We start from the raw sequence: 20,679 nt of genomic DNA, 5'->3' as shown, positions 1-20,679 counted from the left end.
TTTTCGTGCCGCTGACGGTGCTTGTGCCCGGGGGTTCCGGGCAGCTCGGCCGGGACCTGGCCGCGCTGGCTGGTTCCGGTCTCGACGTCGTCGCTCCGGGCTCGGCCGAGCTGGACGTGACTTCGACGGGTCAGGTCCTGGCCGCGGTCGGCGCGCTGGCCGACCGGGCCCGCGAGAACGGGTCGTCCCCGGTGGTGATCAACGCGGCGGCGTACACGGCGGTCGACAAGGCCGAGACGGACGAGGAGCGGGCGTTCGCGGTGAACGCGGACGGGCCACGCGTCTTGGCGGCGGCTTGCGCTTCGCGGCGGGTGCCGTTGATCCACGTGTCGACGGACTACGTGTTTCCTGGGGACGCTTCTTCGCCGTACGAGCCGTCGGACGAGCTGGGACCGCGGTCGGCGTACGGCCGCACCAAGGCGGCTGGTGAGGACGCTGTGCTTGGTTCCGGTGCTTCCTCGTGGGTCGTGCGGACCGGGTGGCTGTACGGGCGGTCGGGGTCGAACTTCGTGAAGACCATGGTGCGGTTGGAGTCTTCTCGTTCGGAACTGTCTGTTGTGGACGATCAGGTCGGCGGTCCTACTTGGACTTCCGATCTGGCCTCGGGACTTCTCGAGCTGGCTTCGCGCGTGGCTGCCGGGGATGGGCCGGAGCGGCGGATCCTGCACTGCACGAACGGCGGTGCGGTGAGCTGGTGCGGGTTCGCTCGGGCGATCTTTTCCCATTTGGGGGCGGATCCGGCGCGGGTGAAGCCGTGCACGTCGGCGGAGTACCCGCAGGCAGCGACGCGGCCGGCGTACTCGGTGCTGTCGCCGGTTTCGTGGAATGAGGCCTGGCTGACCCCGATGCGGCCGTGGGAAGAAGCCCTGGCGGCCTACTTCGAAGCTCAGTGACGGCCTGAGGCCATCCGGTAGGCGCCGACGGTCAGCTCGGCGCAGGTCCGCCACGTGAAGTTCGCCGCGTGCGCTCGCCGGGACGCCGATGTCGCCACCGCGTGCGGGTCCGTCACCGCCGTTCGCAACGCCTCCGCCAGCCCGTCCACGTCGCCGTACTGGACCAAGCTCGCGCAGTCGCCCGCCACTTCGCGCAGCGCCGGGATGTCCGTGCACACCACCGGGACGTCCGAGGCCATCGCCTCCAGCACCGGCAGCCCGAACCCCTCGTCGCGCGAGGGCAGCACCAGTGCCGATGCCCCCGCCACCACCGTGCGCAGGTCCACATCGGACAGATAGCCGGTCTGGGACGTCCGGGACGAGCGCGGGAACGGGCCCGGGCCCGCGAACACCAGGTCCGGCAGGTCCGGGGCGGCCTCGTGCGCGCGGGTCAGCCAGTCCAAGCCCTTGCGCGGGCCCGCCGCTCCCGCGAACAACAAGTACCGCGCCGGCAAGCCGAGGCGCGCTCGGCGCTCGTCGTCGGGCGGGCGGGCGGTGAACCATGCCGGGTTGACCCCCAGCGGCGTCACCACGATCTTGTCGCGGGAGACGTCCAGGCGCTCCGCCACCGAGTCGGCCACCGCCGCCGTCGGGGTGCAGATCACGTTGGCGCGGCGGGCGCCGCGGCGGACCAGCTCGGGCAAACCCCGGTCACTCGGGGCCAGCTCCGCGGGATTGTCCAAAAAGGCCAGATCGTGGATCGTCACCACGCCTGCCGCGCGCAATCGCCCCGGCAGCACGAAGTTCGTGCCGTGCACGACGTCCGTCGGGCCGGCGAACAGCTCCACCGGCGGGAAGTCCGAACGCTCCCACGCCGCCCGCAGCAGCCGCGCCGCCACCGGCATCCCGCGCGCCCGGGCGCCGTACGGGAGCACGTGCCGCAGCCGGCGCCAGCCGCGCAGCGTGAACGCCACCGCGCGCGTGTCCACCTCGGGGATCGACACCAGCTCTTCGATCAGCGCCGACGTGTACCGGCCGATCCCGGTGCGCGCGCCGAGCAGCGGAGTGCCGTCGAGGAGGACGCTCAGGGACCTAGCCACGGCGGAGCCGCTGCTTCACGATCTTCAACGCCCGGCCGCCCGCGCGCCGCGCCAGCTCCGACGGCCCGCCCGCGGCGAGGTACTCGCGGATCAGGTCGGCGTCGCGGCGCAGCATCGCGCGGCCGCGGACCGGCGCCGTCGTCGTCAGGTCCGCCGAGCCGGGCAGCCGGTCGGCCGCCGGGCGCGGGTCGCGGCAGAACTCCACCAGCGGCTTCAGCGCCTCCGGCCAGGTGTACCGCTGCGCGACGACGGCGATCCGCTCGACGCAGCCGGCGGCGAACTCTTCGTCGTACAGGCACTTCTCGAGCGCGTCGGCGAGCGCGGACGCGTCTTCCGCCGGGACGACGACACCCAGCCGTTCCGCCCGCACGAGGTCGGCGAACGAGTCGCCGTCGGTCGTGACGATCGGCAGCCCGGCCCACAGGTAGTCGAGCACCCGGGTGCGGAACGCGAACGTCGTCTCGACGTGCTCGTAGTGCGTGGTGACGCCGCAGTTCGCGTCCAGCAGCCAGTTCTGGCGCTCGTGGTAGGGCACCCACTGCTCGTTGAAGTAGACGTGCTTCCCGGTCAGCCCCAGCGAATCCGCGAGCCGGATCGTGCGCGTGCCGATGTCCATCTCGGCGACCTCGGGGTTCGGGTGCTTCATGCCGAGGAACACCAGCCGGACGTCGGCGCGGCGGCGGCGCAGCTCGTCCACCGCGCGGATCAGCGTCAGCGGGTCGAACCAGCTGTACACCCCGCCGGCCCACAGGATCACGTGGTCGGTGCCGCCGATGCCCAGTGACGAGCGCAGCCCGGGCCCGGTGCGCACCGGGGCCTGCGGCGACAGTCCGAAGGGGACGACCGCGAGCAGCGACTGCGTCGTCGGGTCGGCGTCGTAGAGCCGCGGGGAAAGCCGGCCCAGCGCGGCGAGGTGGCCGAGCCACAGGTGCCGCTGCCGCTCGGACGCGCAGAGGAAGAAGTCGCCGCGCTCGATCTGTGCGTCCAGCACGCGGGTGACGCCGGCGAGGTCGGCCGCGCGCCGGTCGTCGGCGACGCCCTTGCCCTGCTCCAGCAGCTCCAGGTGCATCGGGTCGTAGAGGTCGGCGACGACGATCTTGCCGCTGTGCTCCTTCTTCAGCGACGGCGCGAGTTCGAGCACGTGCCCCTGCAGGACGACGACGTCGGCCCAGGCGACCGGCGCTTCCAGCTCGCGGTGCTTGCCGGCGCTGACGCGGAACGGCGCGGGCGGCGGCGTCGCCAGCGGGTTCGTGGTGACCAGGTGGACGTCGTGCTCGGCGGACAGCGCGAGCGCGATGTTCCACGCGCGGATCGCCGGCCCGGCCATCCGCTCGGTGAGCGCGTCACCGGTGATCACGAGGATCTTGCGGCGCTGTCCGAACGCCTTCTCGATGCCGAACGCCTCGACGAGGATGTCGTGCGCGGCGAGGTAGCGCGGCAGCGGGTAGGCGGGCTCCAAAGCCTTGCGCAGCAACGGAAGCAGGTCGGCATCGGTGCGAACGCGGGCGGCTTGTTCGACCGCACGTGACTCGGCCAGCGAGGGCAGCTGCTCGACGAACTGGTCGATCGCGAGGAGCCCGGCGAGCGTGGTGCGCGGGATGGCGACGTCACCGGATTCGATCGGGCCGACGCCCTGCTCGAGGTCGAGCTGGGTCGCATCCAGCTCGCCGCGCGCGGTGGCGCGACGCACGGCCAGGGCGAGCGCCGCGGGCAGCGCGCGGGCGAGTGTCTCGTCGGACAGGTTCTTGTAGAGCGCGGCCAGGGCGTTGCGCTCCAGGAGGAAGGTCTCGCGGCCGGTTTCCGGCGCGTCGACCGCGGCCATCGTGCCGTGGTGGCGGTGGTACGTCAGCGATTCCGGCACGTACCGGACGCGCCAGCCGCGCAGGTTGAGCCGCCAGCCGAGGTCGACGTCCTCGTAGAACATGAAGAACCGCTCGTCGAAGCCGCCGAGCTCGGCGAACACCGAAGCGCGCACGAACATCGCGGAGCCCGTGCCGAAGAGGACGTCCTTCGCGACTTCGTGCTCGGCGGCGGGGACGTCGGCCAGCGGCGAGCCCGCGTGGCGCTTGTAGCCCATGCCGAACCAGGTGAGGCCGCCGTCGACGAAGTCGGTACCGGTGCCGTCCCAGTCGAGGACCTTGCTGGCCACGGCGGCGACGCGGGGCTGCGCGCGCAGCTCGGCGACCGCGGCGGAGACCCAGCCGGGCGCTGGGCGGGCGTCGTTGTTGAGGAAGCCGAGGACGGTGCCCTTCGCGTGCTTCGCGCCGAGGTTGCAACCGCCGGCGAACCCGGTGTTGCGGCCGGCCTCGATGACGTTGGCCTGAGGGACGGCTTCGCGGATGCGCGCGGCTTCGTCGGAGTTGACGGAGTTGTCCACGCAGATCAGCTCGAGCTCGGGGCAGTCGTGCTCGGCGAGCGCGCGCAGGCAGGTGATCGTGTCGTCGGCACCGTGGTAGTTGACCACGATCACCGAGACGAGCGGTTGCGGTTCCCCCTGCGCCAAAGCCAGCTCCTTCGTCGGGATCGAGCGCCAGCTTAAAGGCCAGCCCAAGCCTCCCAGACCGCGCCTCGGCTCAGCGCGGCCTCGCGGCCGATCTTGCGGCGGGCCGCCAGCGTCGCCGGCAGCCGCGTGACCACCTCGGCCAGGACGCGGCAGCGCAGGCCGAACCGGAAGTTCGCCGCCTGGGGACGTCCCGGTCGCAGCGGCAGCACCGCTGTCAACACGGCGAACTTCACCAGCTGGTTCACCGCGATCCCGCGAGGTGCGCAGCGCAGCAGCATGAGCAGCCGGTTGCGCTCGTTCCAGCGGTGGAACAGCGGGGAACCCAGCTCGCTGCTGACGCCGTGGGCGTGCCGGACGCGGGCTTCGGGCGCCGCGACGACGTCCCAGCCGGCCAGCCGCAGGCGCCACGCCGTGTCGGTGTCTTCGTAATAGCAGAAGAACCCGGCCGGGACGCCGTGCACGCTCGTCAGCACGTCCGACCGCAGGAGCGCCGCGCCGCCGCAGAAGCCGAACACCTCGGCGGCGGGCTCGGTGAGGTCGGCGCCGTGGCCGTCGGCGGTCAGCCGGACGCCGGCGGACTGCGTGGTGCCGTCGGGGCGCACGAGCCGGGACGTCGCCGCGCCGGCCAAAGGCGCCTTTTCCAGGGTGTCTTCGAGCGTCGCGAGCCAGTCCGGCTCGGGTTCGGCGTCGTCGTTCAGCCACGCCATCAGCGGCGTCTCGATGCGTTTCGCGGCGACGGCGAGCGCGCCCGCGTAACCCGTGTTGCGCGGCAGGCGAATTACTTGCGGGTGCGAAGGATGGGCTGCGAGCAGGGCGGCGGTGCCGTCGTCGGAGGCGTTGTCCACCACGAGCGTCCGATGTGGACGCGTCTGCGCGGCGAGCGCGTCGAGGCAGGCGGTGACGTGCCCGGCACCCCGCCAGGTCACGACGACCACCGTGGTGGCGGGATTCGCGGTCACGTCCCGCACAATAGCCGCGTGCCCGAACTGGTCGTGCTCGCCGAGCAGCTCCTCGCGCCCGTGCCCGGTGGCACCGGGCGCTACACGGCCGAGCTGCTGCCCGCGCTCGCGCAGACCGCGCCGCGCGGCTGGACGGTGTCCAGCGTCGTCGCGCGGCACGCCGACGTCGGCGCGGCCCGGCTGGACGGCGTCGAGGGCCCGCGGGTGCTGCGCATCCCGCCGCGGGCGCTGGTCGCCGCGTGGCAGCTGGGCCTGCGCTGGTGGCCGGGCGGCGACGCGGTGCACGCGCCGACGCCGTTCGCGCCGCCGCGGGCGCCGGCCGGGAAGACGTTGAGCGTCACCGTGCACGACACCGTGCCCTGGACCCATCCCGAGACGCTGACCGCGCGCGGGGTCAGCTGGCACCGGTCGATGATCGCGCGGGCCGCGCGGCGGGCGTCCGGGCTGGTGGTGCCGACGCGGGCGGTCGCCGACGAGCTGGCGGTGCTGATCGACGTCGACGTCCCGGTGCGCGTGGTGCCGCACGGCGTGCGGGTCCCGGCCGGGTCGGCGCCGCTGGACCTGCCGCCGCGGTACGTGCTGGCCGTCGGGACGATCGAGCCGCGCAAGGGGATCGACGTCCTGGTCGACGCGGTCGCGGCGCTCGACGACGTGGTGCTGGTGCTCGCCGGGCAGCCGGGCTGGGGCGGCGTCGACCCGGCCGCGCTGGCGGCGGACCGCGGGCTTCCCGCGGACCGGTTGCGGATGCTGGGGAAGGTGTCGGACGCCGAGCTGGCGACGGCGTTGCGCCAGGCGAGCGTCCTGGCGGTGCCGAGCCTGGCCGAGGGGTTCGGGATGGGCCTGCTGGAGGCGATGGCGGCCGGGGTTCCGGTGGTGCACACGGACGTCCCGGCGCTGGCCGAGGTGGCGGGCGGCGCGGGCCGGATGGTTCCGCGCGGCGACGCCCGGGCGCTGGCTTCGGCGTTGCGAGAGGTCCTGGGATCACCCTCCGTGGCGGCTGACCTCACTCGATCGGGGCGCGAGCGGGCGCGGACGTTCACCTGGCGCCGCGCGGCGGAAGCCGTCTGGGCGATCCACACCCGTGCCGCCCCTGACCGGTTTGCCAGTTCCTCACCATGACACCGGGTCACCGCCGTACCCTGCAGGGGTGAGCGATGACCCCCGGGTGCTGATCGACGCGACCGCGGTTCCCGCGGACCGCGGCGGGGTCGGCCGGTACGTGGATTCGCTCGTCGCCGCGCTCGACGCGGACGGGGCGCGGCTCACCGTCGTGTGCCAGCCGCGGGACCTGCAGCTTTACGATCGGCTGGCGCCGAGCTCGCGCGTAGTGCCCGCGTCCCCGACGACGACCACCCGCACCGCGCGGCTGACCTGGGAGCAGGCGACCCTGCCCCGGTTGGTGCGCCGCCTGGGCGCGGACGTCGTCCACTCGCCGCACTACACGATGCCGCTGGCCACGTCGGCGGCATCGGTCGTCACGCTCCACGACGCGACGTTCTTCACCGACGCCGTGCTGCACTCGTCGGTGAAGGCGCGGTTCTTCCGGGCGTGGACGGCAACGGCGTTGCGCCGCGCGACGCTGTGCGTGGTCCCCTCGGCGGCGACGGCGGCGGAGCTGGCCCGCGTGGGCCCGGTCCGGCACGCGTCCTTGGAAGTGATTCACCACGGCGTCGACAGCGAGCGGTTTCACCCACCGTCACCATCGGAGGTCGAGGCCGCCCGTTCGGCGGTAGGCCTCGGACGGACGCCGTACGTGGCGTTCCTGGGGGCGCTGGAGCCGCGCAAGAACGTGCCGGCGCTGATCCGCGGGTTCGCGCGGGCGGTGGCCGGACAGCGTGACGCGCCGGCTTTGGTCTTGGCCGGGCAGCCGGGGTGGGACACCCAGGTGGAGCGGGCTTTGGACGCCGTTCCGCACCGGCTTCGCGTGATTCGGGCAGGGTATCTGCCCTTCGGGACGCTGGCCGGGTTCCTCGGGGGTGCCGAGCTGGTGGCTTACCCGTCGCTGGGCGAGGGGTTCGGGTTGCCGGTGCTGGAAGCGATGGCGTGCGGGGCCTGCGTGCTGACCACGCGGCGGTTGTCGTTGCCCGAGGTGGGTGGTGATGCCGTGGCGTACTGCGGGGTCGGGGCCGGCGACGTGGCGGCGGGGTTGTCGGAACTGCTGGCCGACCCCGGGCGGCGGGCGGAGCTGGCGACGGCGGCTCAGCAGCGGGCCAAGGAGTTTTCCTGGGCCACGACTGCGGAGCGGCATCGGGAGGCTTACGCCAAGGCTTGGTCCCGGCACCTCCGGACCCGCTGAGCAGCGCTCGGCTGCGGCAGAGGTGAAAGTGGTAAAGTGACATTGCGAGGCCCCGGTGGGGCCGAGTATGAAAGCCCGCGACGCGTCCGGACGGTCGTCTCGCGGGCTTTTCGCCGTTCTCAGACGGTGACGATGTCGGTGATCAAGGTGCCGGCTCGCTTGCGCCAGTCGCCACCCGCCCCGTAGCACCACGCCACCGCGTCGGAAATCCACAGCAGCGGCTCGGCCGTCGAATCGACGTGCTCGTAGGTGAGTTCGGTCTTGGAAGGTCGGTGACCGAGAGCTTGCTGCAGAGTTCGGCGGTCCTGCCCGTCGCGGTGGTCGCGGGTGTCGAGGACCAGCCGATGTGCTTGCAGCGCGAGGAGCTCCTGGGCCAGGCGGTCCAGTCCGCGCTGGCGGGCCGATTCCGCGGTTTTGGGGGAGCACTCGGCGATGTAGAGCCTGGACGAGACGGTCATGGCCGCCATGCGGTCGATGAGCATCCGGCGGCGGGGTTCCTTTTCCTTCTTGAAATGCAGCTCGCGTGACCCCCGCAACAGCAGGGACATCAATGCGCGGCGGGTCGAAGACAGGTGAGCGGGCTCCACGATCGTCGCGCAGAGCAGGTAGCTGCCCGCACGTGCGGATTCGTCGACGAACGCGTGCACCGTCATCGCTTCATCATGGCGTTGTCGATCACACGTATCGCAGTCGGGTCACTACTTGGCGTGACAGTTCGGCGAAGGGTCACCGTCGACGGGGTGGCGGGGTCGCGATCCGTGACCGGTGGACAATGGCCGGGTGACTGAGCACCCCCGCTATGGCGACGAAGTCGGCGTCGTGACCGTGACCTACTTCTCCGAGGACACCATCGGACGGTTCCTCGACACCCTCGAGAAGGCCACCGAGCGCGAGGTCAAGGTGGTCGTCGCCGACAACGCCTCCGTCGAAGGTGCCCTCGAGGAGGCCACCGCCAACCGGAAGAACGTTCAGCTGCTCAGCATCGGCGAGAACGTCGGCTACGGCACCGCCGCCAACCGCGGGGTCGCCGAGCTGGACGACCGCTACGGCTGGGTCGTCGTCGTCAACCCGGACCTCGAATGGGAACCCGGGTCGCTCGACGCCCTGCTCGAGGTCGCGAGCCGGTGGCCTCGGGGTGGGGCCTTCGGGCCGCTCATCCACGATCTCGACGGCACCGTCTACCCCTCCGCCCGCCTGCTGCCCTCCTTCGGGCGCGGCATCGGGCACGCCGTCTTCGGGAAGGTCTGGCCCGGCAACCCCTGGACGCGGCAGTACCGCCAGGAAACCGGCACCCCGGTCGAGCGCACGTCCGGCTGGCTCTCCGGCTCCTGCCAGCTGATCCGCCGGGAGGCGTTCGACTCCGTCGGGGGCTTCGACACGCGCTACTTCATGTACTTCGAGGACGTCGACCTCGGTGACCGCCTCGCCCAGGCCGGCTGGCTGAACGTCTACGCGCCCTCCGCGCGCGTCACCCACGAAGGCGGCCACTCGACGTCGCAGGCGTCGGCGAAGATGCTCAAGGCACACCACGACAGCGCCTACCGCTTCCTCGCCGACCGCCACCAGGGCTTCGCCTGGAAGCCGGTGCTCGCCGCCGCGAAGCTCGGCCTCGCGCTGCGGCTGAAGCTCGAGACCCGCTAGATCCCGTCGAGCCGGCGCGAGAGGTCGGATTTGCCGTTCGTCTGCGTCACCGTCGGCACCAGGCCGGTGTCCTCCGGGTCCGGCTCCTTCAGCGGGCTCGTGATCGGCTCGGCCTGGGGCCGGCGCGCGAGCGGCGTGGTCACCGGCGGTGTGGGCAGCGGGGTCGTCTGCGACGGCGTGCTCAACGGCGTCGTCGCCTGCGGGCGGCGGCCACCGCGGGCCTCCAGCCGCCGCGTCGGCGCCGCGCCGGCCAGCGGGTGGTCGTTCTCCTCGATCAGCGACGCCGGCAGCTGCGTGGTCGTGTCGGGGTCCTGGCTGCGGTCGAGCCCGTCGATCTGCGCCCGGGGTATCTGCTGGGTGTTCGACGAGTCCATCGGTGACGTCGCGCTGTCGGGTGTCACGACGAACACACCGCGCGCCTGGGCTCGTGCGAGCAGGGCGTCCGCCCGATCGCGGGGGTCCATCCCCTCGGCCTCCCGACTGACCCGGGGCCCTCTGGGGAAAGGCCCGCCTGTTTCCTGTCTAGGGTAGGCCCTCCGGGCGACCTCCGTCAGGGTTTCCCGCGGCTTGTCGCTCAGCGGTGCGTGATACAAGAGGAGATTTCCGTGACGTCCGAGGTCGAGATCGACGCCGTCGTGCTGGTCGGGGGCAAGGGCACGCGCCTGCGGCCACTGACCCTTTCGGCACCGAAGCCGATGCTCCCGACAGCCGGGACGCCCTACCTGAGCCACCTGTTCTCCCGGATCCGCGAGGCCGGGATCCGGCACGTCGTGCTGGGCACGAGCTACCGTGCGGAGGTGTTCGAGGAGTACTTCGGCGACGGCAAGTCGATCGGTCTGGACCTCGAGTACGTCGTCGAGGAGGAGCCGCTCGACACGGCCGGCGCCATCCGCAACGTCTACGACAAGCTGCGCGCCGACCACGTGATCGTCTTCAACGGCGACATCATCTCCGGCTCCGACCTCGGCGAGCAGCTGCGCGTGCACCGCGAGTCCGAGGCCGACGTCACGCTGCACCTGCAGCGCGTGCCCGACCCGAGCCGGTTCGGCTCGGTGCCGACCGACGAAACCGGCCGCGTCCAGGCCTTCCTCGAGAAGACGCCGAACCCGCCGACCGACCAGATCAACGCCGGCTGCTACGTCTTCCGCCGCCCGGTGATCGAGGCGATCCCCACCGGGCGTCGGGTTTCCGTCGAGCGCGAGACATTCCCGCAGCTGCTGGAGCAGGGTGCGCACATCCACGGCTTCGTCGACGCCTCCTACTGGCTGGACGTCGGCACGCCGGAAGCGTTCGTGCGCGGGTCGGCGGACCTGGTGCGGGGTGTGGCGCCGACGTCGGCGCTGCCCGGCCGGCCCGGCGACTTCCTGGTGCTGGACGGCGCTTCCGTCGCCGAAGACGCCCACCTGTGCGGTGGTTCGACCATCGGCGGCGGCGCGGTCGTCGGCTCCGGCGCGAAGATCGACGGTTCGGTGCTGTTCGACGGCGCGGCCGTCTCCGAAGGCGCGATCGTCGAGCGCTCGGTGCTCGGCCACGGCGCGCGCGTCGGCGCCGGCGCGGTGCTGCGCGGCGTCGTGCTGGGCGACGGCGTGTCCGTCGGCGCCGGCTGCGAACTCCTCGACGGGGCCCGGATCTGGCCGGACACCGTGCTGCCCGACGGTTCCGTCCGCTTCTCGAGCGACGCGTAGCGATGTACTGGCGTCCCGCGTTCGAGGTCGACTTGGGCAGCGTCCTGAGTCCGCTGAAGCGCGGGCGCGGGTCGCTCAACATCCTGACCGACGAGCGCGGGATCACGTGGCTCGCGTCGAACACCCCGGACGGCCCGGGCACGCTGGCCCTGCGCAAGCTCACCGACGGCCGGATCGAGGCGGCGGCCTGGGGCGACGGCGCGGACCGGCTGCTCACCGGCGTCCCGGCGCTGCTCGGCGCGGACGACGACGATTCGGAGTTCGTCGCGCACCACGACGTCGTCGCGCGCGCCCGCCGGGAGAACCCGGGGCTGCGGCTGGGCGCGACGGGCGTGGTGTGGGACTGGCTGGTGCTGGCGGTGCTGGAGCAGAAGGTGACCGGCAAGGAGGCGATCCGGTCGTGGGCCGAGCTGTGCCGCCGGTTCGGCGCGCCGGCGCCCGGGCCGGGGCCGGAGCGGCTGCGCGTGCCGCCGACACCGGTGGCGCTGCGGTCGTTGCCGGACTGGCACTGGCACCGCGCGGGCGTCGACATCAAGCGGCGGACGGCGTTGCTGAACGCGGCGCGGGTGGCCGGCCACCTCGAGCGGGCGGTCGAGCTGCGCGGGCTGGCGGGGCGCCACCTGCTGCGGAACGTCCCGGGCATCGGGGTGTGGACGGCGGCGGAGATCGCGCAGCGCGCGTGGGGCGACCCGGACGCGGTCAGCTTCGGCGACTACAACATCCCGTCGATGGTCGGGAACGCCGTGCTGGGCGCGAAACTCGACGACGCGGGGATGGCGGAGGTTTTGGCGCCGTACGCGCCGCAGCGGCAGCGGGCGGTGCGGTACCTGGAGGCGGCGGGCCACCGGCGGCCACGGTTCGGACCGCGCATCGAGCTGCGCGACTACCGCGCGATGTGATCAGCCGAAGTCGCTGCGGCGGCCGGTTCGAAGCAAGCCGCCGCACACAAGCTCTCCTCACAGGGCAGGAAAGTCGCTACGCGTGGGAGGGGCTTACTGCTGGGGCGGGTAAGGCGGTTGCTGGCCGGGATAGCCGCCCTGCTCGGGCGGGTAAGGCGGTTGCTGCCCGGGATAGCCGCCCTGCTGAGGCGGAAAGCCTTGCTGCGGCGGATAACCCGGCTGCTGCTGCCCCGGATACCCCTGCTGCGGCGGATAACCCTGGTACGGCGGCTGCTTCGGCTTGTTCATCTTGAGCACCAGCACCACCACGGTCACGACCACCGCGACCGGCACCAGGATGATCAGCAGCGTCAGGACGCTCAGCACCAAGATCAGCCCCTTCCTTCGTCGAGCGCCGCGCGGATGATCGCCAGCGCCTCGGCGTCGTCCAGGCCGAGCTTACGGGTGAGGTCCGCGTAGCCGGCCGCCGCCTGCTGGGCGCGGCGGCGGGTCTGGTCGCCCGCCGCCGCGACGAAGCTGCCCGCCCGGCCGCGCGTCTCGATCAGCCCGGCCTCCTCCAGCTCGCGGTACGCGCGGGCCACCGTGTTCGGCGCGATCCCCAGGTCGGCCGCCAGGGCGCGGACCGTGGGCAGCTTCGTGCCGACCGGCAGGCTCCGGTCGTTGATCCGCGTCGCGAGCCCGGACCGCACCTGCTCGAACGGCGGGACCGGGGAAGCGCTGTCGAAGGGGACGATCACCAGCTCTGCGGACCCGCTCCCGGGCCCGGCGGCCGCTGCCCGTACGGCCCCTGCGGCACCGGTTGCGACGGCGGGAAGCCCGGCTGTTGCGGAACCGGTTGCGACGGCGGGAACCCGGCCTGCTGCGGCGCGTACCCGGCCTGCGGACCCGGCGGGTACGCCGGTTGCGGCGCGGGGAACCCGCCCGACCCCGGCTGCGGCGGGAACGCGGCGGTGCCCTGCGGCCCGGTGAACCCGCCCGGCGGCGGCGCGAACCCTTGCTGCGGCGGGAAGTTCTGCTGCGGGAACTGCCCGCTCTGCTTCATCGCCTCTTCGCGGCGCATCTTCGACACCCGCACCGCCACGACGATCACGAACACGATGATCGCCAGGATCAGCAGGCCGACGACGATGTAGCCGAACACCCCGTCGCCGCCGCCCCCTCCCGAGTGGTAGTGCACGCGCTGCGGAAACTGCGTAGCCATGTGGTCCCTCCCTGTCCGCACCCCAGGCTAGTGCCCGGCACCGACAGGAACGGCCGCTTTCACCAGATCGGCGAGATCTTCGGACCCCGCCGGCAGCGCGTCCACCGGCCACCACCGCAGGTCGTCGGACTCGTCGCTGCGCACCGGCGAAGCACCCGCCGGGGCGTGCACCGCGAACCGGACGTCGAAGTGCCGCGTGGGCACGCCGAGCGAGCACGTGATCGGGTGGACGTCGAGGTGCACCGGCTCCGGGTCGATCCGCAGCCCGGTCATGCCGGACTCCTCGGTCGCTTCCCGCAGCGCCGCGTCGGCCAGCGAAGCGTCCGCGGGCTCGCAGTGCCCGCCCAGCTGCAGCCACCGGCCGACGCGCGGGTGCAGCGTCAGCAGCACCTGGGTCCCGGTGTGGTCCAGGACCACCGCCGACGCCGTCAGGTGCCCGGCCGCGCACGACCGTTGACACGAGTCCTCGCGCGCCGCCAGGAACCCCAGGAACGCCTGGCGCAGGGACTCCTGGGAAGCGAGCGCGGGCCGCCACGAACCCAGCGTCGCGACGGCTTCCGCGTGCAGGCTCACAGCTCCAGCAGCCCTTCGCCGGGCGTGATCGGCCCGCGCGGGCCGGGGTCGTCCAACGGGACGCCGATCGCGACCGAACCCAGCGGCTGCCAGCGTTCGTCGAGGCCGAGGACGTCCCGGACGATGTCCGCGGCGAAGATCGTCGACCCGATCCAGCACGAGCCGAGCCCTTCGGCCGCCAGCGACACCAGCAGGCCCTGCACCGCGGCGCCGCCGGCGACGGTGAACATCGTCTTCTCGCAGTCGTTGCGGCGCTCGTCGCGGTAGGTGTGCGCGCCGTCCGGGACCAGGAACGGGATGACGACTTCCGGTGCGCGGTAAAGGATGTCGCCGCGGCTGAGCCGCTTCGCGATCTGCTCCGGCGTGAAGTCGTCGCCCTCGAGGTCGGCCCGCCACGACTCGCGCATCGCGTCGAGCAGCTTGTGCCGCAGGCCGGCGTCGCGCAGCCAGACGAACCGCACCGGGTGCGTGTGGTGCGGCGCGGGCGCGGTCAGCGCGGACGCCACCGCGCGGCGCATCGCGGCCGGGTCGACGGGCGCGTCCGCGAACTGCCGCACCGACCGCCGCGACGGCACGGCCGCCCGCTTGCCCTGCGCGATCGCTTCGTTCGTGCCGAGCCGGAAGAGGTCCTCCTCCAGCGGCCGGACGAGGTTCCGCGCGGTCGAGCCGTCGTCGAAGAGGTCCAGCCCGCGCACGACCGCGACCGGCGTCCCGCCGAGCTTGCCCTTGACCAGGTCGGCGGCCGCGGCCAGCTCGTCGGCGATCGCGACCTCGGTGACGGCCAGCTCGTTGCCCTGCCCGTCGACCTCGCCGCGGTAGGCGTGCAGCACGCGCAGCCCGGACGAGCCGATCGCGGCGTCGGTCTGCCCGACCCGCCACGCGCGGCCCATCGTGTCCGTGACGACCACGGCGACCTCGACGCCGAGCCGTTCGCGCAGCCCGTTGCGCAGGGCCAGCGCCGACGCGTCCGGGTCCGCGGGCAGCAGCGCGACCTCGTCGCCTTCGACGTTCGACGCGTCGATGCCCGACGCCGCCTGCACGATCCCGAGGTGGTTCTGGGTGATCACCGTGCGCGCGATCCGCGCGACCACCCGGATGGCCTCGCGCTCGACGAGCTTCCGGCGTTCGGCGTCGCGGGCCTCGGGATCCTGGGGCACCTTGACGAGCCTGCCTTCGGCCTTCGAGACGATCTTGCTGGTCACGACCAGGACGTCACCCGAGCGCAGCCACGGCGCGGCCTTGACGATCGCGCCGGTCAGGTCGTCGCCGGGGCGGAACTCCGGCAGCCCGGTGACGGGCAGGATCTCCAGCTTGGGGGAGGCGTGGTCATGCAACGGGGGCTCCGGCCAGGTCGAGGGCGGCGCGGGCCATCGCCGCGGTCGCGTCCACATCGGACATCAGCAGCGGCACGTCGCGGACGGTCACGCCCGGCACGTCCGCGGTCTCGCCTTCGGCGATCAGCCAGCCGTCCAGCACACCGCCGTCCTGGCGCGAGCCGTAGTGCCGGCCCACCGCCTCCGCCGACGTCTCGACGCCGATCGCGGTCAGGCACGCGTCGGCCATCCCGCGCAGCGCCTTGCCGCCGATGATCGGCGACACCCCGACGACGCCCGCGGACGTCTTGCGCAGTGCGTCCCGGACCCCCGGCACGCCCAGCACGGTCCCGACCGAGACCACCGGGTTCGACGGCGCGAACAGCACCGCGTCGGCGTCCTTGATCGCGTCGAGCACCCCCGGCGCCGGCTTGGCCTCGTCGGCCCCGACCGCGACGATCGAGTGGGCCTTCGGCTCGGCGCGGTAGCGCACCCACCACTCCTGGAAGTGGATGGCCTTCTGCTGGCCGTCCTGCTCCGGGTCGTCGATCACGACGTGCGTCTCGACGCGGTCGTCGGACATCGGCAGCAGCCGGACGCCGGGCTGCCAGCGGTCGCACAGGGCCTCGGTCACCGCCGAGAGCGGGTAGCCCGCGCGCAGCATCCGCGACCGGATGAGGTGGGTGGCGATGTCCTTGTCGCCGAGGCCGAACCAGTCCGGGTCGGCGCCGTAGGCCGCCAGCTCCTCCTTGACCACCCAGGTCTCGCCCGAGTGCCCCCAGCCGCGTTCCTTGTCGATCCCGCCGCCCAGCGTGTACATGCAGGTGTCCAGGTCGGGACAGATCCGCAGCCCGTGCATCCAGACGTCGTCGCCGGTGTTGACCAGCGCCGTCACCTCGTGCTCCGAGTCCCCGGAACCCTCCGCCGGCATCCCCAGCGCTGCCTTGACACCCAGCAGGAAGCGGGCCCCGCCCACTCCGCCGACCACTACCACGATCTTCACGACGTCGAATCCTCGCACGAGCCGGGTGCGGGCACCCAGTACCGGTATCTGTGGTGCGGGGCGTAGCCGAGCCCCGCGTAGAGCGCGAGCGCGCCCGCGTTCCCCTCCGCCACCTGCAACACCGCGTGGTCGGCCCCGTGTTCCGCGCCCCACGTGTGCAGGGCGCCCATCAGCGCCTTCGCGAGCCCGCGGCGGCGGAAGGCGGGGCCGACCTCCAGACGGCCGACGTGCAGCCAGCCGTCGACCAGGGCGCCGCGGACGACGCCGGCGGTGGCGCCGTCGAGCGTCGCGACGCCGTAGCCGACCTTCCCGCCGGTCAAGACGCTGCGCGCGGCCGGGACGTCCTCGCCGGGCCCGAGCGTCAGCTCCCACCACGCCGGCGTCGGCTCGTCGTGCACCTCGACGCCGTCGACCGGGGACGTGCCGGTGAGCGGGGTGGTGAGCACGACGACCTCGTGGCCACGGTGGTGGCGGGTCGCCTGGAACCAGCCCTCGGCGACGACCGCGCGCTCGTTCGGGCTGTCGCGGATCACCTGCACCATCGGCTGGATCCCCCGATCGTGGGCGAAGTCACACACCGCGCGCAGGGCGTCCGGGATCGGCCGGCCGGGGTCGCCGACCGCGAGCGCGCTGTTCGCGCGGCCCGTGAAGCCCCCTGCCCAGCGCAGCCGCCAGTCGTTCAGGGGTTCCTCGACCAGGGGCGGCCATGCTCTGCTGCAGACGATTTCGAGCGCTTCACGTGCGTTCACGACTAGATTGTGACGGAGGCCGTGAAAGGCGCGGAGCGGATTTCCGAGGAGGTGGCCGTGGGCATCCAGCGCAAGGACGAGCGGCACAACGAGAAGCTCGTCGACGAGATCTCCGAGGGGTTCAACCGCGCCGTGGGGGAGAAGAAGGCCGAGAGTGACGCAGGCGAAGCTCCGAAACCCCGCTTCGTCATCACCGGCGACGCCCGGGCCACCCCGCCCCCGCGCCGTCGGCGGAGGTGAGCGCCATACCCCGGGTATGGCTAAGGCTTGCCTCACCAACCGAACGGGTGGCCGAACCGCGTAGTGTCGGCCACGACTGGCTGTTTGCAGAGAAAAGCAGGAGTGCGCAGTGACCTACGTGATCGCCGAGCCCTGCGTCGACGTGCTCGACAAGGCGTGTATCGACGAGTGCCCCGTGGACTGCATCTACGAGGGCGAGCGGATGCTGTACATCCACCCGGACGAGTGCGTCGACTGCGGCGCCTGCGAGCCGGTCTGCCCGGTCGAGGCGATCTACTACGAGGACGACGTCCCGGACAACTGGTCGGACTACACCAAGGCCAACGTCGACTTCTTCGACGAGCTGGGCTCGCCCGGCGGCGCCTCCAAGGTGGGCAAGACCGCGCACGACCCGGCGTTCATCAAGGCGCTGCCCCCGCAGGGCGAATGAGCCCGGTCGCGCTGCCCGACTTCCCCTGGGATTCGCTCGCCGAGGTCAAGGCCAAGGCGAGCGCCCACCCCGGCGGGGTGGTCGACCTCTCCATCGGCACGCCGGTCGACCCGGTCCCGGCCGGCATCGGCGACGCGCTCGCGTCCGTCTCGGAGATCCCGGGCTACCCGACCACGCACGGCATCCCGGCCCTGCGCGCGGCGGCCGTCGCCGCGCTCGGCCGCCGGCACGGCGTCACCGGCATCGAGCCGGACGCCGTGCTGCCGACGATCGGGTCGAAGGAGGCCGTGGCCTGGCTGCCGCGCCTGCTCGGCTTCGGCCCCGGCGACCTGGTGGTCATCCCGGAGCTGGCCTACCCGACGTACGAGGTCGGCGCGCTCCTGGCGGGCGCGTCGATCCTGCGTGCCGACAGCACTGTCGCGCTCGGCCCGCAGAAACCGGCGATGATCTGGCTGAACTCGCCGTCCAACCCGACCGGTCGCGTGCTCCCGGCGGAGCACCTGCGCAAGGTCGTCGAGTGGGCCCGCGAGCGCGACGTCGTCGTCGTGTCCGACGAGTGCTACCTGGCGCTGGGCTGGGAGACGTCCCCGCTGTCGGTCCTGCACCCGGACGTCAGCGGCGGCCGCACGGACGGCCTGATCGCGGTGCACTCGCTGTCCAAGTCGGCGAACCTGGCCAGCTACCGCGCCGGCTTCCTGACCGGTGACCCGCGGCTGATCAAGCGGCTGCTCGACATCCGCAAGCACGCGGGCATGATCGTGCCGCGCCCGGTCCAGGAGGCGATGGTCGCCGCCCTGACCGACGACGAGGCCCTGGCCGCCCAGCGCGAGCGGTACGCCCGGCGCCGGCTGTCACTGCGGAAGGCGTTGCAGGACAACGGGTTCCGCATCGACCACTCCGAGGCCGGCCTGTACCTGTGGGCAACCCGGGACGAGGACGCCTCGGCGACGGTCGAGTGGCTGGCCGATCGCGGGATCCTGGTGGCGCCGGGGACGTTCTACGGCCCGAAGGGCGACACGCACGTCCGGGTCGCGTTGACGGCGACCGATGAGCGCGTCGACGCCGCTGTGGAGCGGCTGGCTCAGTAGTCCCGGCCGGTGAAGCCCCGGTAGACGAACCGGGTGAGCGCCTCGATCGCTTCGTCGTCGGTCGGTGGTGTCCACGCCGCGGGGACCGGGTCGAGCAGCCACATCTGCGCGAAGCTGTCGACCAGCTGGTACATCATCGCGATCGACAGTTCCGTGCTCGCCGGCAGCCGCAGGCCGGCGGCCGTCACCTGGGCGAGGTGGCCGTTCAGGTCCGCCGCCTGGGTCGCGCCGAAGCTCGCCATCGTGCGGGCGAACGCCTCGTTCACCATCGCCGCCTGGCGCAGCGCCTGCATCGTCGACGCGTGCTCCTTGTAGAAGTCCCAGTACTGGGCCACGTGCCAGCGCACCGCCGCCGGGTCGCTGAAGTCGGAGAGGTGGCCCTCGGACAGCGCGCTTTCGTCGCCGGACGCCGCGATGTCGGCCAGGAGTGACTCGAGCAGCTCCTCCTTGCCCGCGAAGTGGTTGTAGAACGATCCCGCGGCCCGGCCCGCCTCGGCGGTGATGTCCGTGATCTTCGTGTTCAGGTAGCCCTTGCGCGCGAACACGCGCCGGGCGGCCGCCTTCAGCGCGGCCTCGGTCTCCGCCGCCTTCTCCTTGCGGTTCACCGGCACCTCCTTGACGCGGGACGCTAGCAGTGTCATTCTGAATCCAGATTCACTGAATCGCAATTCACTGGGAGGGCGACATGGACACACGGGTGCTGATCGCGGGGGCGGGACCGACCGGGCTGACGCTGGCCATCGAGCTGGCGCGGCGCGACGTCGGAGTCCGGATCATCGACAAGGCCGAGACCTTCTTCGTGGGCTCGCGCGGCGACGGGCTCCAGCCGCGGACCCTGGAGGTCTTCGAAGACCTCGGCGTGCTCGACGAGGTGCTGGCGCAGGGGGCCGCGCCGGTGCCGATCAAGATCCACCTCGGCGGCGAGGTGGTCGGCGAGCGGATGATGTTCGACCCGGTCGAGCCGACGCCAGACAAGCCGTACCCGACCGGCTGGTTCCTGGGCCAGTCGCAGACCGAGGGCATCCTGCGCGACCGGCTGGCCGAATTCGGCGTCCATGTCGAGCTGGCGACCGCGTTGACCGGCTTCGAGCAGTCCTCTGACGGCGTCACGGCCACGCTGAGCACGGGCGAGACGGTCCGCGCGGAGTACCTGGTCGGTGCCGACGGCGGCAAGAGCTTCGTGCGCAAGGCGCTGGGGATCGCGTTCGAGGGCACGACCGACGAGTCGATCCGGATGCTGCTCGGCGACGTCCGGGCCGACGGGCTCGACCGGAGCTACGGCCACTGGTTCGCGACGCCGGATGAGCCGATGAGCGGCATGGTGTTCAGCCCGCTGCCGGGGACGCCGCACTTCCAGTTCGGCGCGTCGCTCGCCGAGGGCGAGACCGACGTCGAGACGGCGCTGCCCGCGGTCCAGGCCCGGCTCGACGCACTGAGCGGCGGCACGGTCCGGCTGTCGGACCTGGCGTGGTCGACGGTGTGGCGGCCGAACGTCCGGCTGGCCGCGCGGTTCCGCGACGGGCGCGTCTTCCTGGCCGGCGACTCCGCGCACGTCCACCCGCCGACCGGCGGCCAGGGCCTGAACACCGGCGTCCAGGACGCGTACAACCTGGGCTGGAAGCTCGCGGACGGCTCACCCGAGCTGCTCGACAGCTACGAGGCCGAGCGCCGGACGGTGGCGGCGCGGGTGCTGGGGGTCTCGACCGGGCTGATGCAGAAGTACGTCGACGGCGACGAGGACGCCCACCACCGCGGCGAGGAGACGCAGCAGCTGGACATCAGCTACCGCGGCGGCCCGCTGTCCCCTTCGGGTGCTGGCGCGCTGCGGCCTGGCGACCGGGCGCCGGACTCGCCGTTGGTCTCCGCCGATGGCAAGCGGGTGCGGTTGTTCGAGGTGTTCCGGGGCCCGCACGCGACGCGTTTGGTGTTTGGCGACGGGCCTTCCGAGGGGGTCCGGATCCTGCCCGCGGGGAGTGTCGCGACGGGTGCGGACCTGGTGGACGACGGCGGGTTCGCGTACGCGGCTTACGACGTCAAGCCGGGTGCCGAGGTGCTCGTTCGCCCCGATGGTTACGTCTGGTCGGTCCGCGCTTGAAACGACGTGAATGACTCATTCATGTCGTCAGG

At 72.5% G+C, this 20,679-nt stretch carries 23 protein-coding genes; 10 read left to right on the top strand and 13 right to left on the bottom strand.

Going from position 1 to position 20,679, the window contains the following annotated elements; translation table 11 throughout:
• The first annotated feature begins 5 nt into the window (after positions 1 to 5).
• Positions 6 to 893 (top strand): dTDP-4-dehydrorhamnose reductase, encoded by an 888-nt coding sequence (rfbD, locus tag ACERZO_RS44310; RefSeq protein ID WP_372671991.1) that lies wholly within the window; start codon positions 6 to 8, stop codon positions 891 to 893.
• On the opposite strand, the gene ACERZO_RS44305 is transcribed toward rfbD, so the two are convergent.
• The 3 genes from ACERZO_RS44305 to ACERZO_RS44295 are packed head-to-tail and all read right to left on the bottom strand — an operon-like array spanning position 887 to position 5,443.
• Positions 887 to 1,972 carry a glycosyltransferase family 4 protein gene (locus ACERZO_RS44305; RefSeq protein ID WP_372671990.1) on the bottom strand — a complete coding sequence of 362 codons (1,086 nt, stop codon included), beginning with the start codon at positions 1,970 to 1,972 and terminating at the stop codon, positions 887 to 889. The genes rfbD and ACERZO_RS44305 overlap by 7 nt on opposite strands.
• A complete protein-coding gene (locus ACERZO_RS44300; RefSeq protein ID WP_372671989.1) occupies positions 1,965 to 4,475 on the bottom strand; it encodes a glycosyltransferase in 2,511 nt (836 codons plus the stop codon). Before ACERZO_RS44300 ends, ACERZO_RS44305 begins: the two co-directional genes overlap by 8 nt.
• Before the next feature lie 32 nt (positions 4,476 to 4,507).
• Positions 4,508 to 5,443 carry a glycosyltransferase family 2 protein gene (locus ACERZO_RS44295; RefSeq protein WP_372671988.1) on the bottom strand — a complete coding sequence of 312 codons (936 nt, stop codon included), beginning with the start codon at positions 5,441 to 5,443 and terminating at the stop codon, positions 4,508 to 4,510.
• Between the two features lie 9 nt (positions 5,444 to 5,452).
• Between ACERZO_RS44295 and ACERZO_RS44290 the strand changes: the two genes are divergently transcribed.
• Both ACERZO_RS44290 and ACERZO_RS44285 read left to right on the top strand, forming a co-directional pair.
• Positions 5,453 to 6,553: a glycosyltransferase family 4 protein gene (locus ACERZO_RS44290; RefSeq protein WP_372671987.1), complete on the top strand. Its 1,101-nt coding sequence runs from the start codon at positions 5,453 to 5,455 to the stop codon at positions 6,551 to 6,553.
• Positions 6,554 to 6,599: 46 nt separating this feature from the next.
• Positions 6,600 to 7,730 (top strand): glycosyltransferase family 4 protein, encoded by a 1,131-nt coding sequence (locus tag ACERZO_RS44285; protein ID WP_372672140.1) that lies wholly within the window; start codon positions 6,600 to 6,602, stop codon positions 7,728 to 7,730.
• Between the two features lie 119 nt (positions 7,731 to 7,849).
• Here ACERZO_RS44285 and ACERZO_RS44280 read toward each other — a convergent pair whose 3' ends face one another.
• Entirely contained in the window at positions 7,850 to 8,383 is a 534-nt protein-coding gene (locus ACERZO_RS44280) for a DUF3800 domain-containing protein (RefSeq protein WP_372671986.1), read from the bottom strand.
• 127 nt (positions 8,384 to 8,510) lie between these two features.
• Here ACERZO_RS44280 and ACERZO_RS44275 point away from each other — a divergent pair, with 127 nt between their 5' ends.
• The gene (locus ACERZO_RS44275) at positions 8,511 to 9,371 is read left to right on the top strand and encodes a glycosyltransferase family 2 protein (protein ID WP_372671985.1); all 861 of its coding nucleotides are present in this window, start codon (positions 8,511 to 8,513) and stop codon (positions 9,369 to 9,371) included.
• Here ACERZO_RS44275 and ACERZO_RS44270 read toward each other — a convergent pair.
• Positions 9,368 to 9,835: a hypothetical protein gene (locus ACERZO_RS44270; RefSeq protein ID WP_372671984.1), complete on the bottom strand. Its 468-nt coding sequence runs from the start codon at positions 9,833 to 9,835 to the stop codon at positions 9,368 to 9,370. The two genes, ACERZO_RS44275 and ACERZO_RS44270, sit on opposite strands and share 4 nt — an antisense overlap.
• 141 nt (positions 9,836 to 9,976) lie before the next feature.
• On the opposite strand from ACERZO_RS44270, the gene ACERZO_RS44265 reads away from it, so the two are divergent.
• Positions 9,977 to 11,056 carry a sugar phosphate nucleotidyltransferase gene (locus tag ACERZO_RS44265; RefSeq protein ID WP_372671983.1) on the top strand — a complete coding sequence of 360 codons (1,080 nt, stop codon included), beginning with the start codon at positions 9,977 to 9,979 and terminating at the stop codon, positions 11,054 to 11,056.
• A 2-nt stretch (positions 11,057 to 11,058) separates the two neighbouring features.
• Entirely contained in the window at positions 11,059 to 11,955 is an 897-nt protein-coding gene (locus ACERZO_RS44260; protein ID WP_372671982.1) for a DNA-3-methyladenine glycosylase family protein, read from the top strand.
• A 93-nt stretch (positions 11,956 to 12,048) separates the two neighbouring features.
• Here ACERZO_RS44260 and ACERZO_RS44255 read toward each other — a convergent pair whose 3' ends face one another.
• From ACERZO_RS44255 to ACERZO_RS44225, 7 genes are read right to left on the bottom strand one after another with little or no spacing between them, the layout of a single operon-like run.
• Positions 12,049 to 12,321: a hypothetical protein gene (locus ACERZO_RS44255; protein WP_372672139.1), complete on the bottom strand. Its 273-nt coding sequence runs from the start codon at positions 12,319 to 12,321 to the stop codon at positions 12,049 to 12,051.
• Positions 12,322 to 12,326: 5 nt separating this feature from the next.
• Positions 12,327 to 12,692 (bottom strand): GntR family transcriptional regulator, encoded by a 366-nt coding sequence (locus ACERZO_RS44250; RefSeq protein ID WP_372671981.1) that lies wholly within the window; start codon positions 12,690 to 12,692, stop codon positions 12,327 to 12,329.
• Complete coding sequence (locus tag ACERZO_RS44245) at positions 12,689 to 13,156, bottom strand: hypothetical protein (RefSeq protein WP_372671980.1); 468 nt, start codon at positions 13,154 to 13,156, stop codon at positions 12,689 to 12,691. The genes ACERZO_RS44250 and ACERZO_RS44245 overlap by 4 nt, the downstream gene beginning before the upstream one ends.
• A 27-nt stretch (positions 13,157 to 13,183) precedes the next feature.
• Positions 13,184 to 13,729: an NUDIX hydrolase gene (locus ACERZO_RS44240; protein ID WP_372671979.1), complete on the bottom strand. Its 546-nt coding sequence runs from the start codon at positions 13,727 to 13,729 to the stop codon at positions 13,184 to 13,186.
• Positions 13,726 to 15,120 carry a coenzyme F420-0:L-glutamate ligase gene (locus ACERZO_RS44235; protein WP_372671978.1) on the bottom strand — a complete coding sequence of 465 codons (1,395 nt, stop codon included), beginning with the start codon at positions 15,118 to 15,120 and terminating at the stop codon, positions 13,726 to 13,728. Before ACERZO_RS44235 ends, ACERZO_RS44240 begins: the two co-directional genes overlap by 4 nt.
• Positions 15,056 to 16,045, bottom strand: coding sequence for a 2-phospho-L-lactate transferase (cofD, locus tag ACERZO_RS44230; protein WP_372671977.1), 990 nt, complete (start codon positions 16,043 to 16,045; stop codon positions 15,056 to 15,058). Before cofD ends, ACERZO_RS44235 begins: the two co-directional genes overlap by 65 nt.
• Positions 16,042 to 16,794: a GNAT family N-acetyltransferase gene (locus ACERZO_RS44225; protein ID WP_372671976.1), complete on the bottom strand. Its 753-nt coding sequence runs from the start codon at positions 16,792 to 16,794 to the stop codon at positions 16,042 to 16,044. Before ACERZO_RS44225 ends, cofD begins: the two co-directional genes overlap by 4 nt.
• A 57-nt stretch (positions 16,795 to 16,851) precedes the next feature.
• On the opposite strand from ACERZO_RS44225, the gene ACERZO_RS44220 reads away from it, so the two are divergent.
• From ACERZO_RS44220 to dapC, 3 genes are all read left to right on the top strand, one after another.
• Entirely contained in the window at positions 16,852 to 17,034 is a 183-nt protein-coding gene (locus ACERZO_RS44220; RefSeq protein WP_372671975.1) for a hypothetical protein, read from the top strand.
• A 109-nt stretch (positions 17,035 to 17,143) separates the two neighbouring features.
• Positions 17,144 to 17,464 (top strand): ferredoxin, encoded by a 321-nt coding sequence (fdxA, locus tag ACERZO_RS44215; RefSeq protein WP_003083029.1) that lies wholly within the window; start codon positions 17,144 to 17,146, stop codon positions 17,462 to 17,464.
• Positions 17,461 to 18,552, top strand: coding sequence for a succinyldiaminopimelate transaminase (gene dapC / locus ACERZO_RS44210; RefSeq protein WP_372671974.1), 1,092 nt, complete (start codon positions 17,461 to 17,463; stop codon positions 18,550 to 18,552). Before fdxA ends, dapC begins: the two co-directional genes overlap by 4 nt.
• Here dapC and ACERZO_RS44205 read toward each other — a convergent pair.
• A complete protein-coding gene (locus tag ACERZO_RS44205; protein ID WP_372671973.1) occupies positions 18,546 to 19,193 on the bottom strand; it encodes a TetR/AcrR family transcriptional regulator in 648 nt (215 codons plus the stop codon). The two genes, dapC and ACERZO_RS44205, sit on opposite strands and share 7 nt — an antisense overlap.
• Positions 19,194 to 19,237: 44 nt before the next feature.
• Here ACERZO_RS44205 and ACERZO_RS44200 point away from each other — a divergent pair, with 44 nt between their 5' ends.
• Positions 19,238 to 20,647 carry an FAD-dependent monooxygenase gene (locus ACERZO_RS44200; RefSeq protein ID WP_372671972.1) on the top strand — a complete coding sequence of 470 codons (1,410 nt, stop codon included), beginning with the start codon at positions 19,238 to 19,240 and terminating at the stop codon, positions 20,645 to 20,647.
• The last annotated feature ends 32 nt before the right edge of the window (positions 20,648 to 20,679 follow it).

This window comes from Amycolatopsis kentuckyensis (genome assembly GCF_041679295.1).
GTDB classification, from domain to species: Bacteria; Actinomycetota; Actinomycetes; order Mycobacteriales; family Pseudonocardiaceae; genus Amycolatopsis; species Amycolatopsis kentuckyensis_A.
The sequence above is the reverse complement of the archived record's forward strand: the minus strand, read 5'-3'. Positions and strand labels throughout refer to the sequence as shown.